The organism is Thioalkalivibrio sp. ALR17-21, from assembly GCF_000420185.1.
In the GTDB taxonomy this organism is placed as follows: Bacteria; Pseudomonadota; Gammaproteobacteria; order Ectothiorhodospirales; family Ectothiorhodospiraceae; genus Thioalkalivibrio; species Thioalkalivibrio halophilus.
The window spans coordinates 179,198-193,789 of the sequence record NZ_ATUL01000001.1 but is presented as its reverse complement, the minus strand read 5'-3'; the positions used below and the strand labels follow the sequence as shown (position 1 = coordinate 193,789).

The window sequence follows — 14,592 nt, the reverse complement described above, 5'->3', positions numbered from 1 at the left end:
CGAAGACCGCCGGCCGGCTTGTCGCCGCACGGCGCTCCCGCTATGGTTGCGCGGATGAATATCACCGACACCGCAACACCGCCGCGCGTGGGCGTGGTCATGGGGAGCACCTCGGACTGGGGCACCATGGAGCGCGCGGCCGAACTGCTGGCGCGCCTGGAGATCCCCCACGAGACCCGCGTGGTGTCCGCGCATCGCACGCCGGACCTGCTGTTCGAGTACGCCGAACAGGCGCGTGAGCGGGGTCTGTCCGCGATCATCGCCGGGGCCGGCGGCGCCGCGCATCTGCCGGGCATGCTGGCCGCGAAGACGCCGGTGCCGGTGCTCGGCGTGCCCGTGGCCTCGCGTCACCTGCAGGGCGAGGACTCGCTGCTGTCCATCGTGCAGATGCCGCGCGGGATCCCGGTGGCCACCTTCGCCATCGGCGAATCGGGGGCCGCCAATGCCGCGCTGTTCGCGGCCGCGATGCTGGCCACCGGCGACTCTGATCTCGCGGCCCGGCTGGATGCCTTCCGCGCCGAACAGCGCGACGCCGTCCTCGGCCAGACCCTGCCGCCGGACCCGGCGTGAACCGGTCATGATTGCTCCGCCCGCCACCCTCGGTCTGCTGGGCGGCGGCCAACTGGGCCGCTATTTCGTGCTGGCCGCGCGCCGTTCGGGCTATGCCGTGATGGTGATGGATCCGGACCCGCGCAGCCCGGCCGGAGCGGTCGCGGATTGGCACCGCGTCGCCGCATTCGACGATCACGCAGCGCTGGATCAGCTGGCCGATGCCTGCGCGGTGGTCACCGCCGAGTTCGAGAACATTCCCGCCGAATCGCTGGAACGGGTCGCGGCGCGTGGCTGCCTGCGGCCGGGGGTGCGGGCGCTGACGATTGCCCAGGATCGCCTGGAGGAGAAGCGCTTTCTGGGCGAGGCGGGCATCGCGGTTGCGCCATGGCAGCCGGTGTCTGCCGGCGCGGATCCGCAGGTGGCGATCGCCGATAATGCGGCGCCGCGCTTTCCCGCGGTGCTCAAGACCACCCGTCTGGGCTACGACGGCAAGGGGCAGGTCCGCCTCGACCGCGCGGATGCGCTGGCCGCGGCCCATGCCGGGCTGGGCGGGGTGGACTGCGTGCTGGAGGAACAGGTGGATCTGGCGCGCGAGGTTTCGGTGATCGTGGCGCGCGCGCCGGACGGGCGCAGCGAGGTGTTCCCGGTGGCCGAGAACCATCATCGCCACGGCATCCTGCATCTGACCCGCGTCCCCGCACGGCTGCCTGCCGATCTGGCGAAGCAGGCGGAAGACCTGGCGCGACGCGTGGCGTCGCATCTGGATTATTGCGGGGTGCTGGCGGTGGAGTTCTTCGTGACCGCCGGCGGCGAGCTGCTGGTCAACGAGATCGCCCCGCGGCCCCACAATTCCGGCCATTACACCCTGGATGCCTGCAGCGTGTCACAGTTCGAACAGCAGCTGCGCGCGGTCTGTGGCCTGGCGCTGGCTCCGGCCCGGGCGACGGCCCCGGTGGCCATGGTCAACCTGCTGGGCGACCTGTGGCCGGCGGCCACCGCGCCGGACTGGACCGGCGTGCTCGGCGAGCCGCGGGCCCGGCTGCATCTGTACGGCAAGGCCGAGGCCCGTCCGGGGCGCAAGATGGGGCATGTAAACGTGGTCGGCCTGCCGGACGAGGACGACGCCGACGCAGTGGCCGACGTCGCCGAATCCCTGTGGCGGGGCCTCGCCGGAGAACCATCGCAATGAGCCGGAACCATTTTCCCGATGCCGCCGCGCGGCGCGCGCGTCAGGCCGAACTGAAACAGGACCTCGAGATCGAGGAGACCCTGGAAGGCGTGCCGCTCCGCCTGCGGACCACCTGGGGCCTGTTCTCGCCGCGGCGGATCGACGACGGGACCCGGCTGTTGCTGCGGCACGCCGAGATCGGATCCGGTGATCGCTGCCTCGATCTCGGCTGCGGCTACGGCCCGATCGGCCTGGTGATGGCGCACAAGGCCGCGCCCGGGGCCTGCACCCTGGTGGACACCAACTTCATGGCGGTGGAATACGCCCGCGCGAATGCCGAGCGTAACGGGCTGGCCAACGTCGAATGCCTGCTGAGCAACGGCTTCTCGCATATCCGCGACCGTCGCTTCGATGTCGTCGCCTCCAATCTCCCGGCCAAGGTCGGGCGCGAGCTGCTCTATACCTGGCTGCTGGATGCGCACGAGCAGATGAACCCCGGAGGGCGGTTGTATGTCGTGACCATTACCGGGCTGCGACGCTTCATCGAAAAGGGGTTTCGCGAGGTGTTCGGCAACTACGACAAGCTCAAGCAGGGGCGCGACTACACCGTCGCCCTGGCGCGCCGCGAGGAGGACTGACCCGTGGCCGAGGGTGCGGCCGATCTGCCCGTCGCGCTCCAGGTGCTGGTGGCCCTCCTGACCGGGGCGGGGCTGGTCTTGATGCTGCGTCGCATGCCCTGGGAGGCCTTTTTCTTTCCCGGACGTGCGCAGCTGTTCGTCGGCGCATTCATCGCGCTGCTGGTGATCTGGACCCTGCGCGCGCAGACCGTGGACGGTCTGGCCCTCCACCTGATGGGCATGACCGCGGTGACCCTGGTGTTCGGCTGGCAGCTGGCGATCCTGCTGGCGTTTCTGGTGGTGGGCGTGCTCGGACTGTTCGGCGTGCTGCCGATGTCGACCGTGCCCCTGACCGTGCTGCTGGCCGGCATTCTGCCGGTGGCGGTGACCTGGGGGCTGCTGCGCCTGACCGAAACCCGCCTGCCGCCGCACATGTTCATCTATCTCTACGGGGTGGCCTTCCTCGGAGGGGCGCTGTCGGCGGTGGTCGCGGTGCTGGGTACCGCGGCAGTGTACGGCCTGTTCACCGAACTGGCCTGGCACGAGGTCTATCGCGACTACGTGCGCTATCTCCCCCTGCTGATCCTGCCCGAGTCGGTGGTCAATGGCATCGTGGTCACGGCCCTGGTGGTCCTGCGCCCGGGCTGGCTGGCCACCTGGTCGGACGAGCGCTATCTCCACGGACGCTGACCTGCCCCGATCAAATCAGCATTTGTTTAATGAACCGTTCAGGAAGTGCCTGCTAATGTTCCTTCCACGCAGCGGCTGAGACCCTGTGCACAAAACCCGAAGGATCCAGCAGGAGACAACAACAATGAAGAATGTATTCGCGCTGATGACCGGGGCCGGTCTGGCCCTCGCCTTTACCCTCCCGGCGCAGGCGGCCGACATCAAGGCCGGGCAGTCCATGTACCAGGCCGTGTGTGCCAGCTGCCACCAGGCCGACGGACGTGGTCAGGCGATCTTCCCGGCCCTGAAGGGCCAGGACGCCGCCTACGTGACGGACAAGCTCGAACGCTACCGCGCCGGCGAACAAGTGGGAGACAATACCGCACTGATGCGCCCCCACGCGCAGTCGCTGAGCGACGAGGACATCGCCAACGTGGCGGCCTTTATCGACACCGAGTTCGCCGAGTAAGGCACGCGTTACCTTCCCGGGGCGGTTCCCGCCGGCCCCGCGGCGCGGTCCCGGTTTTTTTGCCCGGGGCCGCGCCTTCGGGTAAAGTTTTGCGGTTCAGAAGAACCGGCCCGTGTCCGGTTTCCTTCCCGATGCAACTTTCACGAGGCACCGCATGGCACAACCCGACCTGATTGCTCCGTCCATCCTGTCCGCCGATTTCGCCCGGCTGGGCGAGGAAGTCGAGAACGTCCTCAACTCGGGCGCCGACATCGTCCACTTCGACGTGATGGACAACCATTATGTCCCCAACCTGACCATCGGCCCGCTGGTCTGCGAAGCCCTGCGCAAGCACGGCATCCAGGCGCCGATCGACGTGCACCTGATGGTCAAGCCGGTGGATCGCATCATCCCGGATTTCGCCCAGGCCGGTGCCAGCTACATCACCTTCCATCCGGAGGCCTCCGACCACATCGACCGCACCCTGCAGCTGATCAAGAGCGAGGGCTGCAAGGCCGGGCTGGTGTTCAATCCGGCGACCCCGCTGTCGCATCTGGATTACGTGATGGACAAGGTCGACATGATCCTGCTGATGTCGGTGAACCCCGGTTTCGGCGGGCAGAAGTTCATCCCCGGCACGCTGGACAAGCTGCGCGAGGCGCGCCAGCGCATCGACGCCTCCGGCCGTGACATCCGCCTGGAGATCGACGGCGGCGTGAAGGCCGACAACATCCGCGAGGTGAAGGCGGCCGGCGCGGACACCTTCGTCGCCGGCTCGGCGATCTTCGGCGCGGGCGAGGATTCTGATCCCAACCGCTACGACAGCATCCTCAAGAAGATGCGTGACGAACTGGCCGGCGCCTGAGGGTCCCGTGAGCCTGAAGCGCCCCGCCATGATCCTGATCGACCTGGACGGCACGCTGATCGACAGCGTGCCCGATCTGGCCTGGAGCGTGGACGCGATGATGCGCGAGCTCGGCCTGCCCGAGCGCGGCGAGGCCGCGGTGCGCAACTGGGTGGGCAACGGCGTCGAACGGCTGGTGCAGCGTGCGCTGGTCAACGATCTCGACGGCGAGCCCGACCCGGAACTGTACCAGCGGGCCCTGCCGGTGTTCATGCGGATCTACCAGGAGAACACCGCCGGGCGCAGCCCGCTGTATCCCGGCGTGCGCGAGGGCCTGGACCGGTTGAAGGCCGAGGGTTACCGTCTGGGCTGCGTGACCAACAAGGCGGGCTGCTTCACCCGCCCGTTGCTGGCGGAGAAGGGCATCTTCGACGACTTCGAGATCGTGGTCGCCGGTGACGACCTGGAGAAGAAAAAACCGGACCCGGAGCCCCTGTGGCATGCCGCACGCGAGCTGGGAGTGAAGCCGGAGGATTCTCTGATGGTCGGGGATTCGAAGAGCGACGTGAAGGCGGCGCGCGCGGCGGGTTTCCAGATCGTCTGCATGACCTACGGCTACAATCACGGGGACGACATCCGCGACCAGAATCCGGACGCGGTGCTGGACCGTCTGGACGAGCTCCCTGCGCGATTGCCAGCACGGGCGGCATGAGGCCGGTCATGGACGCCTGCTTCCCCGCAACCGGACGATGGCGCGACGGCCTCTGAACCGCCGTCCTTCATCCGACCCGTTGCCAGGAAATGTCCGCCATGACGCCCGAACAGTTCGACGAGCTGGCCCGCGAAGGCCACAACCGCATCCCGCTGGTGCGCGAGGTCCTGGCCGACCTCGAGACCCCGCTGTCGATCTTCCTCAAGCTGGCCAACCGGCCGTATTCGTATCTGTTCGAATCGGTGCAGGGCGGCGAGCGCTGGGGGCGCTATTCGTTCGTGGGCCTGCCGGCCCGCACCCTGGTGCGGGTGCACGGCCACGAGATCACGGTGGAGACCGACGGCGAGGTGGTCGAACGCGAGACCGTGGCCGACCCGCTGGCCTGGATCGAGGCCTATCAGGCGCGTTTCCGTGTCGTTGATTTGCCAGGCCTGCCGCGCTTCACCGGCGGGCTGGTCGGCTACTTCGGTTTCGAGACCGTCCGCCTGATCGAGCCGCGCCTGGACGGCCCGGACAAGCCCGACGAACTGGGCCTGCCGGACATCCTGCTGCTGGTCTCCGAGGAAGTCGTGGTCTACGACAACCTGTCCAGTCGCGCGTATCTGGTCGTGCACGCCGATGCGTCCCGGCCGGACGGGCAGGTGGTGGCGTCCGAGCGCCTGGACGAACTCGAGACCCGTCTGGGCGAGCCGCTGGTTCCGCCGGACGATCCGCCGCATCCGCACGCGGTGCCGGAATACGTTCCCGGCTGGTCGGCCGAGGGCTTCCAGGCGGCGGTGGAGAAGGCGCAGCAGTACATCCTCGACGGCGACGTGATGCAGGTGGTGCTGGCGCAGCGCATGAGCGTGCCGTTTTCCGCGCCGCCGCTGGATCTCTACCGCGCCCTGCGCGAACTGAACCCGTCGCCCTACATGTATTACCTGGACCTGGGCGATCACCACGTGGTCGGCGCGTCGCCGGAGATCCTGGTGCGCCTGGAGGACGAACGCGTGACCGTGCGCCCGATCGCCGGGACCCGGCCGCGCGGGCGCGATCCGGACGAGGACCGCGCGCTGGAGGCCGAACTGCTGGCCGATCCCAAGGAGCGCGCGGAACATCTGATGCTGATCGACCTGGGGCGCAACGACGCCGGCCGGGTCAGCCGTGTGGGCTCGGTCCGGGTCACCGAGACCATGGCGGTGGAGCGCTACTCGCACGTGATGCACATTGTCTCGAACGTGGAGGGTGAGCTGGCGCCCGGGCTGTCGGCGATGGACGTGCTGCGGGCGACCTTCCCCGCCGGCACGGTCAGCGGCGCGCCCAAGATCCGCGCGCTGGAGATCATCGACGAGCTGGAGCCGGTCAAGCGCGGGCCGTACTCCGGTGCGGTGGGGTATCTCTCCTGGTCCGGCAACATGGACACCGCGATCGCCATCCGCACGGCGGTGCTGCACGAAGGCGAGCTGCACATCCAGGCGGGGGCCGGGGTGGTGCACGATTCGGTGCCCGAGAACGAGTGGCAGGAAACCCTGAACAAGGGCCGTGCCGTGGTGCGTGCGGCGGAAACCGCGCTGGGCGGGCTGGGACCGCGCCGCCACCGCCGCTGATTTCGCCGCCGGCGCGGGTGGCCCCCCCTGTTCCCCGGGTTTCCGGGCTTCGTTCCTCGCGCCGCGCTACGCTTGTCCGCAACCCGCCGTCCAGGCCATCCGGGAGCCCGACATGATCCTGATGCTCGACAACTATGATTCCTTCACCTACAACCTCGTGCAGTATCTGGGCGAGCTGGGAGCGGAGGTGGCCGTGCATCGCAACGACCGCATCACCCCGGAGGACATCGCCACGCTGGACCCCGCCGGGATCGTCATCTCGCCGGGCCCCTGCACGCCCAACGAGGCCGGGGTATCGCTGGCGGTGATCGAGCGCTTCGCCGGCGAGATCCCGATCCTCGGGGTCTGCCTCGGGCACCAGGCCATCGGTCAGGCCTTCGGCGGATCCGTGGTGCGCGCCCGCGAGATCATGCACGGGAAGACCTCGCCGGTGCACCATACCGGTCAGGGCGTGTTCACCGGGCTGGAGAATCCGCTGGAGGCCACCCGCTATCATTCGCTGGTGGTGGATGCCGGCTCGGTGCCCGACTGCCTCGAGGTCACCGCGTGGACGGAACACGCCGACGGCTCGCGCGACGAGATCATGGGACTGCGTCACCGTGAACTGGACGTGGAAGGCGTGCAGTTCCACCCGGAGTCGATCCTGACCCGTCAGGGCCACGAGCTGCTGGACAACTTCCTGCGCCGCCTGCCACAGCCGGCGTGAACCCAGGGAAACGCTGATCCATGTGCGCGTTCGCGCTCAAGACGCTTTTGCGTGCGAACCAGGCGCGACGATTGTCGTGCAGTCATTGAGTGATCGCCGACTCCGGCTGCGCTATGCGCTGCTGGTGGCGCCGCTGGTGATGCTGGCGCCGTTCTCGCTGGATACCTATCTGCCGTCGTTTCCGGCGATGGCGGAATCCCTGGCGGTGGACTCCGCGGCCATGCAGGCTACCCTGTCCGCCTATCTGGTGGCGTTTGCCCTGTCCACGCTGGTCACCGGTCCGCTGTCGGACGCCTTCGGGCGCCGCCCGGTGGTGCTGTGGGCGCTGTTCGCCTATCTGCTGATCTCCGCCTTGCTGGTGGTGGCCACCGCGTACTGGCAGGTGGTGACCCTGCGCATCCTGCAGGGCCTGGCTGCGGCCACCGGGGTGGTGGTCGGACGGGCGCTGGTGCGCGACCGTTTCGACCCCACCGATGCGCGCCGGGTCTTTGCCCTGGTGACCATGGTGTTCTCCATCGGGCCGGCCGCCGCACCCATCATCGGGGGCTGGCTGCAGGCCGGTTTTGGCTGGCGCTCGGTGTTTGCCTTTCTCGCGCTGTATGGCGGCGTGCTGTTGCTGGCGGCGCGGGCGTTCCTGCCGGAGACGCTGCCCCCGGTCGGGCGGGTGCGCAGCCGGCCGCCGGCGATCGTGCAGGGCTATCTGCGGACCCTGCGCAACCCGCGATTCCTGCGGCCGGTGGGGGTGCACGCGGCGATGTTCGGGGCGATGTTCATCTTCATCGCGGCCTCGCCCACGCTGATCTACGAGCATCTGGGCGGGGACGAACGCGATTTCTGGTGGCTGTTCCTGCCGCTGGTGGCCGGGCTCCTGCTGGGGGCGTTCGTGGCCGGGCGCACGGCCGCGCGCCTGACGCCGCAGGCCGCCGTGAGCATCGGCCTGGGCCTGAGCGGAACGGCCCTGGTGCTGATCGGGGGCGGTGCCTGGCTGGACGGACCGGTGGTGTCGATCACCGGGCCGTTCGCGCTGTACAGTTTTGCCCTGGCCACGGCCATGCCGTCGCTGACCCTGCTGGCGCTGGACTGCTATCCCGGGGCACGCGGCATGGCCTCGGCCATGCAGGCCTTCGTGCAGCTGGGGATCAGTGCATTGCTGACGCTGTTCCTGGTCGATCATCTGGATGATGATCCGCGCCACCTGGTGGCGGGGGCCCTGGTGGTGTGGTCGGTCGGGGCGCTGATCTGGTGGCTGGGCGGCGGTCCGCGCGACGTGCCGCGCGCCCCCGCGGGCGGCAGGCCTGCGTAACGGCGCGTGTTTCCCTACACTGATGCCCCGTTGACCCCCGACCGACTCCGGGCCACCGCTGCCCGCCATCCGGGAGAACCAGAGTGACACTGCCACAAGCCATTGCCCGACTGATTGAACGCCAGGATCTGGACGCCGACGAGATGACCGCCGTGATGCACGCGGTGATGGGCGGCGAGGCCACCGATGCCCAGATCGGCGCCCTGCTGGTCGCCCTGCGCATGAAGGGCGAGACCATCGACGAGATCCGCGCCGCCGCCGGGGTGATGCGGGAACTGGCGACGCGGGTGGACGTCCCGCGCGAGGGGCTGGTGGATACCTGCGGGACCGGGGGCGATGCCTCCGGGACCTTCAACATCTCCACCGCCTCGGCACTGGTGGCCGCGGCCGCCGGGGTGCGGGTGGCCAAGCACGGCAACCGTTCGGTGTCCTCGCGTTCGGGCTCCGCCGATGTGCTGGAAACCCTGGGCGTAAACCTGGAGCTGGGCCCCGACGCGGTGGCCACCTGCATCCGGGAGGTCGGGGTCGGCTTCCTGTTCGCCCCGGCCCATCACGGGGCGATGCGCCATGCGATCGGGCCGCGCAGGGAGCTCGGCGTGCGCACGCTGTTCAACGTGCTGGGGCCGCTGACCAATCCGGCCGGTGCGCCCAACCAGGTGCTGGGGGTGTTCTCCGCGGACTGGCTGCGGCCGCTGGCGGAGGCCCTGAAGGGCCTGGGTTCCGAACACGTGATGGTTGTGAATGCCGAGGACGGGCTGGACGAGATCAGTATTGGCGCGCCAACTCGGGTGGCGGAGCTGCGCGACGGCGAGATTACGGAATATACCCTGCGGCCGGAGGATGTCGGCCTGACTACGGCCGCCCTGGACACCGTGCGGGTGGAGGACGTGGATGCCTCGGCGGCCATGCTGCGCGACGTACTGGCGGGTACGCCGGGCCCCGCGCGCGACATCGTCCTGCTCAACGCCGGTGCGGCGATCTTTGTGGGCGGCGGCGCGTCCAGCCTGGAGGCGGGCGTGCGCCGTGCCGCCGAGGTGATCGACAGCGGCGCCGTCCGCCAACGACTGGAACAGCTGCAGGCCGTCTCCACGCGGCTGGCACAAAAGGAGAGTTGAAACATGAGTGACGACACCCCCGATATCCTCGAGCGGATCCTCGAACGCAAGCGTGAGGAACTGATCGAGCGCTCCGATGTGCAGCCCTTGCGCGAACTGCGTGGCTGGCTGACGTCGGCGGAGGAGCCGCGCGGTTTTCGCGCCGCGCTGCAGGCGGACATCGACGCCGGGCGCGCCGCGGTGATCGCCGAGATCAAGAAGGCCAGCCCCAGCAAGGGGCAGATCAGCCCGAACTTCAACCCGGATGCCTTTGCCCGCTCGTATGCCGAGCACGGGGCCACCTGCCTGTCGGTGCTGACGGACGTGAGCTTCTTCAAGGGCCGCGACGGTGACCTGCGTGCGGCGCACGTGGCCTGCGAGCTGCCGATTCTGCGCAAGGATTTCGTGATCGACCTGTACCAGGTCTACGAGGCGCGCGTGCTGGGGGCCGATGCGGTGCTGCTGATTGCGGCGGTGCTGGATGACACCAACCTGGGCGAACTGATCTTTCTCACCCGCGAGCTGGGCATGGATCCGCTGGTGGAGGTGCACGACGCCGAGGAGCTGGAGCGCGCGGTGCGCCTGGGCGCGGACCTGATCGGCATCAACAACCGCGACCTGCGCAGTTTCGAGACGCGTCTGGAGACCACCCTGGAGCTGCTCGACCGGGTGCCGGAGGACGTGCTGCTGGTGACCGAGAGCGGTATCCACAGCGTCGAGGACGTGCAGCGGATGCGCGATGCGGGCGTGAATGCGTTCCTCGTGGGCGAGGCCTTCATGCGCGAGGAGGATCCGGGCGCGGCCCTCGGGCGGCTGTTCCGCGGCGAGGGCTGAGCCGGGGCCGCGGGATCAGCGCGTGCCGTAGACCACGATGGTCTTGCCGTGCGCGCTGATCAGGCCGCGTTCTTCCAGTTCCTTGAGCGCGCGGCCGGCCATCTCGCGCGAGCAGCCAACGATGCGCGCCAGTTCCTGGCGGGTGATGCGCAGCTGCATGCCGTCGGGGTGGGTCATCGCGTCGGGCTGCTGAGCGAGGTCGAGCAGGGTGTGCGCGATGCGGCCGGTGACATCGACGAAGGCGAGGTCCATGACCTTGCGCGAGGTCTGGCGCAGCCGGGCCGCGATCTGTCGGGTCAGCAGCATCAGGATCTCGGGGTCGCGCATCGCCAGCTCGCGGAAGCGGGTGTAGGGGATCTCCGCGGTGTCGGTGTCCTCGCGGGTGACGACCGTGGCGCTGCGCGGATCATCCTCGAACAGCCCGAGCTCGCCGAAGAATTCGCCCCGGTTGAGATAGGCCAGCACCAGTTCGTGGCCGTTGTTCTCGCCCAGGACAGAGACCGAGCCGCCGAGTACGTAGTACAGCGTGTCCGGTACCGTGCCCGCCTGGATTACGGTGGTCCGGCGCGGATAGTGGCGGCGCTGGCAGTGTTCCAGCAGGCGTTCCATCGCCGGAGAATGGTTGGGCATGGCTGTTTGGGCTGGGGAAGGCTTGCTCATGATTACCGGTTCGATCGGGAGAACACGTTAAAGTGTAGTCCACGAGAGTGTAATGCACCCGGCGGGTGGTTCGGTGACGATTCTGCTTCGACGGGTTCACAAAAACATCGGGCAGGACGGGACATGCAAGTACGAGTGAAATGGCTGGACGGCGTGGCTTTCGTCGGCGAGACGGACAGCGGCCACGCGGTGGTGATGGACGGCGCGCCGGACGCCGGCGGACGCAACCTGGGGGCGCGTCCGATGGAGATGCTGCTGCTGGGGCTGGGCGGCTGCACCAGTTTCGACGTGGTGGCGATGCTGAAGAAGTCGCGGCAGGATGTGCTCGACTGTCAGGTGGACATCGACGGCACCCGCGCCGACGAGGTGCCGAAGGTCTTCACCGACATCCATGTGCATTTCCGGGTGTACGGGAACGATCTGTCGCAAAAGCACGTCGCACGGGCGGTGCAACTCTCCGCCGAGAAATACTGTTCGGCGTCGATGATGCTGGGGGCGTCGGCCCGCGTGACCCATGATTTCGAGATCGTGGAAGGGCCGGCTCCGCGCTGAGCCGCTGGCGGGTGCAAGCCGTTGACTCGCCGCGTGATGTCTCTACAATTCGCCGCTCCTTACGGCCCGGGCAAGAGGGTACGCCATGTCGCGTCACAAGAAGCAGATCAAGCTCCACGGCTTCAACAACCTGACCAAGAGCCTGAGCTTCAATATCTATGACATCTGCTATGCGTCGGGCGATCGTCATCGCGACGAGTACATCGCCTACATCGACGAGGCCTACAACGCCCAGCGTCTGACGCAGATCCTGACGGACGTGGCGCACCTGATCGGTGCCAACATCCTCGACATCTCGCGCCAGGACTACGACCCGCAGGGCGCGTCGGTGACCATGCTGATCTCCGAGGAGCCGGTGGCCACCGAGCAGATCGGCTACACCGAGGGCCCGGGACCGCTGCCGGAAACCGTGGTCGGGCATCTCGACAAGAGCCACATCACCGTGCACACCTATCCGGAGGCGCATCCGGAGGGCGGGATCGCGACCTTTCGCGCGGATATCGACGTGTCCACCTGCGGGCGCATTTCACCGCTGCGCGCGCTGAACTACCTGATCCACAGCTTCGAGTCGGACATCGTGATCATGGACTACCGGGTGCGCGGCTTTACCCGGGACGTGCGCGGCAAGAAGCACTTCATCGATCACAAGATCAACTCCATCCAGGACTTCCTGTCGCGCGACACCAAGGACAAGTACCAGATGGTGGACGTGAACGTGTACCAGGAGTATCTGTTCCACACCAAGATGGTGCTGAAGGATTTCGACCTCGACAACTACCTGTTCGGCCTGGGCAAGGACGACTACTCGGCGAAGGAAGCCAAGCGCATCGCCAAGCTGCTCAAGCACGAGATGATGGAGATCTTCTACGGCAAGAACATGAGCCGCGGGAGCTGACGCGCCGCGCGGGATGCCCGGCCCGGGGAAACCGGGCTCAGAGCCGGTAGGCGGTGTGCGTCATGATCTTCGAGGTCAGCGGCATCAGCACGCTGCGCACCGGCCACGGCAGGGTCCGACCCCCCATCGCCATGGCCTTTGCCCCGTGTTCCACCTCTTCCTGCTTCATCTGTTCGAGGATGCGCGCCGACACGGTGTCGGACGGCGGCAGGCGGTCCAGGTGGCGGTCCAGGTGCTGCTCCACCTGGCGCTCGGTCTCGTCGACAAAGCCCAGGCTGTAACGGTCCCCGGCCAGCCCGGCCAGCGCACCCACGCCCAGCGAGCTGACGTACCACAAGGGCGTCAGCAGGCTGGTGTGCATGCCCATCTCGTGGACCCGCCGGGCGCACCAGTGCAGGTGGTCGCCTTCCTCGCGTGCCGCCTGGTCCAGCTGCGCGCGAATCGCCGGGGTGCGGGCGGTGAGCATCTGTCCCTGATACAGGCCCTGGGCGGCCACCTCGCCGGCATGGTTGACCCGCATCAGCCGCCCGGTTTCCTGACGGTCGTGGTCGTCCAGCATCGGACCGGGTTCGTCACCACCGGGCGACGGGCGGCCGGTGGAGCGGGCATGCCCGGAGACGACCTTGACGAGGGCGTCGGCCTGGGTGATCAGATGATCCAGCGGGGAGAGTCGGCGCATGGCGGGCGCTCGGGTATGGGCCTTGTCTCAGGTTACCGCGAGGCGCCCCGCAAGGAAACGGGCCGGGGAGACAAGCGGCGGGTCTTCAGGCGATTGCGGCTGCAGGGCGCGCAGATGCACCCGGCAACCCACGTTGCCGGAGACGATGCAGTCAGGAGCCTCCGTACCCAGGGCCTGCAGGGTCTGCTGTCCCAGGGCATCGGCCTGCTCCGGCCAGGCGAGCATCGCGGTGCCACCGGCGCCGCAGCAGTTGGGGAGGGACGGGGTCCCGGCGAGGGTCACGCCGGGCAGGCCGCGCAGCAGCGTCGGCAGGATCTCGCCCTCGCGGGTGACGTTCCGCTGGGTGCAGGGGCGATGCAGGGCGACGCGCACCGGGTCCTCGCGCCAGCCGTCACGGGGCGGCCCGTGTTCCTCCAGGTGTCGGGCGACGAAACGCGTGAGGCTGGTCGCGCGGGCGCCGGGGAAGCTGTCGGCGGCCTCGCGCAGGGTCGCCTCGCAGCCGCTGTCGAGGACGATCACCGGCGGGCCATCCTCGGCCGCACCGAAGGCTTCCCGATTGTGCCGCTCCAGTTCCGTGGCCGCCGCGGGGCGTCCGGCGTGTCGGTCCAGGGCGCCGCAGCAGGTCGGGGAGGAGGGGATGCCCACCTTCAGACCCAGCGCATGCAGGACGGTCAGGGCCGCTTCCAGGTCGGGCCCGGTGAAGAAGGCGTCCATGCAGCCGGTGAACAGCAGCACGTCGACCGCGTCGGGCGGGCCGTCGGCGCGCAGCCGGGGAGGCGGGGCGAGGCTGGGGCGCGCATGTTCCAGGGCCCGGCGCACGGTGGCGTCCAGTCCCGGGAGCCCGGCGCGCGGCAGGCGTGCGGCGGCCCGGGCCCCGAGGCCGGCGAGTCGCCGCAGCCGGGGCGATCCCAGCAGGCGGTCGTGCAGCATGCGAGGCATGGGCAGCGGGGCGCCCTCCGGCTCGTCCGATTCCTGAAGGAGGATTTCGCGGCTGCGATCCATCAGGGCACCGAAGGGGACTCCGGCCGGGCACACGGCCTCGCAGGAGCGGCAGCCGAGACAGCCTTCCAGATGGCTGCGCAGGCGGGGGGACTGGGGATCGAGCTCGCCGCGGGCCAGGCCCTGCATCAGGGTCAGGCGACCTCGCGGGGAGTCGCCTTCCTGCCGGTGCAGCCCGTAGGTGGGGCAGTGGGGCAGGCACAGACCGCAGTGCACGCACTGATCCACCGCCGAAAGCCCCGTGTACTTCGAGGGTTGGTCGGAGCCCCCCAGC

Annotated in this window: 17 protein-coding genes; 14 read left to right on the top strand and 3 right to left on the bottom strand. The window is 68.7% G+C overall.

Annotated elements, in window-relative coordinates; genetic code table 11:
- The first annotated feature begins 54 nt into the window (after positions 1-54).
- From purE to trpC, 12 genes are all read left to right on the top strand, one after another.
- The gene (gene purE / locus G020_RS0101000) at positions 55-570 is read left to right on the top strand and encodes a 5-(carboxyamino)imidazole ribonucleotide mutase (protein WP_024328297.1); all 516 of its coding nucleotides are present in this window, start codon (positions 55-57) and stop codon (positions 568-570) included.
- A 7-nt stretch (positions 571-577) separates the two neighbouring features.
- On the top strand, positions 578-1,741 hold the full coding sequence (locus G020_RS0100995) for a 5-(carboxyamino)imidazole ribonucleotide synthase (protein ID WP_024328296.1): 1,164 nt from the start codon (positions 578-580) through the stop codon (positions 1,739-1,741).
- A complete protein-coding gene (locus G020_RS0100990; protein ID WP_024328295.1) occupies positions 1,738-2,358 on the top strand; it encodes a class I SAM-dependent methyltransferase in 621 nt (206 codons plus the stop codon). Before G020_RS0100995 ends, G020_RS0100990 begins: the two co-directional genes overlap by 4 nt.
- A gap of 3 nt (positions 2,359-2,361) precedes the next feature.
- Positions 2,362-3,027: an energy-coupling factor ABC transporter permease gene (locus G020_RS0100985; protein WP_024328294.1), complete on the top strand. Its 666-nt coding sequence runs from the start codon at positions 2,362-2,364 to the stop codon at positions 3,025-3,027.
- A 124-nt stretch (positions 3,028-3,151) separates the two neighbouring features.
- On the top strand, positions 3,152-3,475 hold the full coding sequence (locus G020_RS0100980; protein WP_024328293.1) for a c-type cytochrome: 324 nt from the start codon (positions 3,152-3,154) through the stop codon (positions 3,473-3,475).
- Between the two features lie 154 nt (positions 3,476-3,629).
- A complete protein-coding gene (gene rpe / locus G020_RS0100975) occupies positions 3,630-4,319 on the top strand; it encodes a ribulose-phosphate 3-epimerase (RefSeq protein ID WP_018947537.1) in 690 nt (229 codons plus the stop codon).
- A gap of 7 nt (positions 4,320-4,326) precedes the next feature.
- Positions 4,327-5,010 carry a phosphoglycolate phosphatase gene (locus G020_RS0100970; protein ID WP_024328292.1) on the top strand — a complete coding sequence of 228 codons (684 nt, stop codon included), beginning with the start codon at positions 4,327-4,329 and terminating at the stop codon, positions 5,008-5,010.
- 98 nt (positions 5,011-5,108) lie between these two features.
- Entirely contained in the window at positions 5,109-6,596 is a 1,488-nt protein-coding gene (gene trpE / locus G020_RS0100965; protein ID WP_024328291.1) for an anthranilate synthase component I, read from the top strand.
- Between the two features lie 112 nt (positions 6,597-6,708).
- Positions 6,709-7,302 (top strand): aminodeoxychorismate/anthranilate synthase component II, encoded by a 594-nt coding sequence (locus tag G020_RS0100960; RefSeq protein WP_024328290.1) that lies wholly within the window; start codon positions 6,709-6,711, stop codon positions 7,300-7,302.
- A 22-nt stretch (positions 7,303-7,324) separates the two neighbouring features.
- Entirely contained in the window at positions 7,325-8,605 is a 1,281-nt protein-coding gene (locus G020_RS0100955) for a multidrug effflux MFS transporter (protein WP_196800291.1), read from the top strand.
- Between the two features lie 83 nt (positions 8,606-8,688).
- Complete coding sequence (trpD, locus tag G020_RS0100950) at positions 8,689-9,720, top strand: anthranilate phosphoribosyltransferase (protein ID WP_024328288.1); 1,032 nt, start codon at positions 8,689-8,691, stop codon at positions 9,718-9,720.
- A gap of 3 nt (positions 9,721-9,723) precedes the next feature.
- On the top strand, positions 9,724-10,533 hold the full coding sequence (gene trpC, locus G020_RS0100945; RefSeq protein WP_024328287.1) for an indole-3-glycerol phosphate synthase TrpC: 810 nt from the start codon (positions 9,724-9,726) through the stop codon (positions 10,531-10,533).
- Positions 10,534-10,548: 15 nt separating this feature from the next.
- On the opposite strand, the gene crp is transcribed toward trpC, so the two are convergent.
- A complete protein-coding gene (gene crp, locus G020_RS0100940) occupies positions 10,549-11,163 on the bottom strand; it encodes a cAMP-activated global transcriptional regulator CRP (protein ID WP_156002632.1) in 615 nt (204 codons plus the stop codon).
- Between the two features lie 153 nt (positions 11,164-11,316).
- Between crp and G020_RS0100935 the strand changes: the two genes are divergently transcribed.
- Positions 11,317-11,745 (top strand): OsmC family protein, encoded by a 429-nt coding sequence (locus tag G020_RS0100935; RefSeq protein ID WP_018869718.1) that lies wholly within the window; start codon positions 11,317-11,319, stop codon positions 11,743-11,745.
- An 85-nt stretch (positions 11,746-11,830) separates the two neighbouring features.
- Positions 11,831-12,640 (top strand): adenosylmethionine decarboxylase, encoded by an 810-nt coding sequence (gene speD, locus G020_RS0100930; RefSeq protein ID WP_018869719.1) that lies wholly within the window; start codon positions 11,831-11,833, stop codon positions 12,638-12,640.
- A gap of 37 nt (positions 12,641-12,677) precedes the next feature.
- Here speD and coq7 read toward each other — a convergent pair whose 3' ends face one another.
- The gene (gene coq7, locus G020_RS0100925; protein ID WP_019022708.1) at positions 12,678-13,319 is read right to left on the bottom strand and encodes a 2-polyprenyl-3-methyl-6-methoxy-1,4-benzoquinone monooxygenase; all 642 of its coding nucleotides are present in this window, start codon (positions 13,317-13,319) and stop codon (positions 12,678-12,680) included.
- Between the two features lie 27 nt (positions 13,320-13,346).
- Positions 13,347-14,534, bottom strand: coding sequence for a (Fe-S)-binding protein (locus G020_RS0100920; RefSeq protein WP_081647370.1), 1,188 nt, complete (start codon positions 14,532-14,534; stop codon positions 13,347-13,349).
- Positions 14,535-14,592 lie beyond the last annotated feature (58 nt).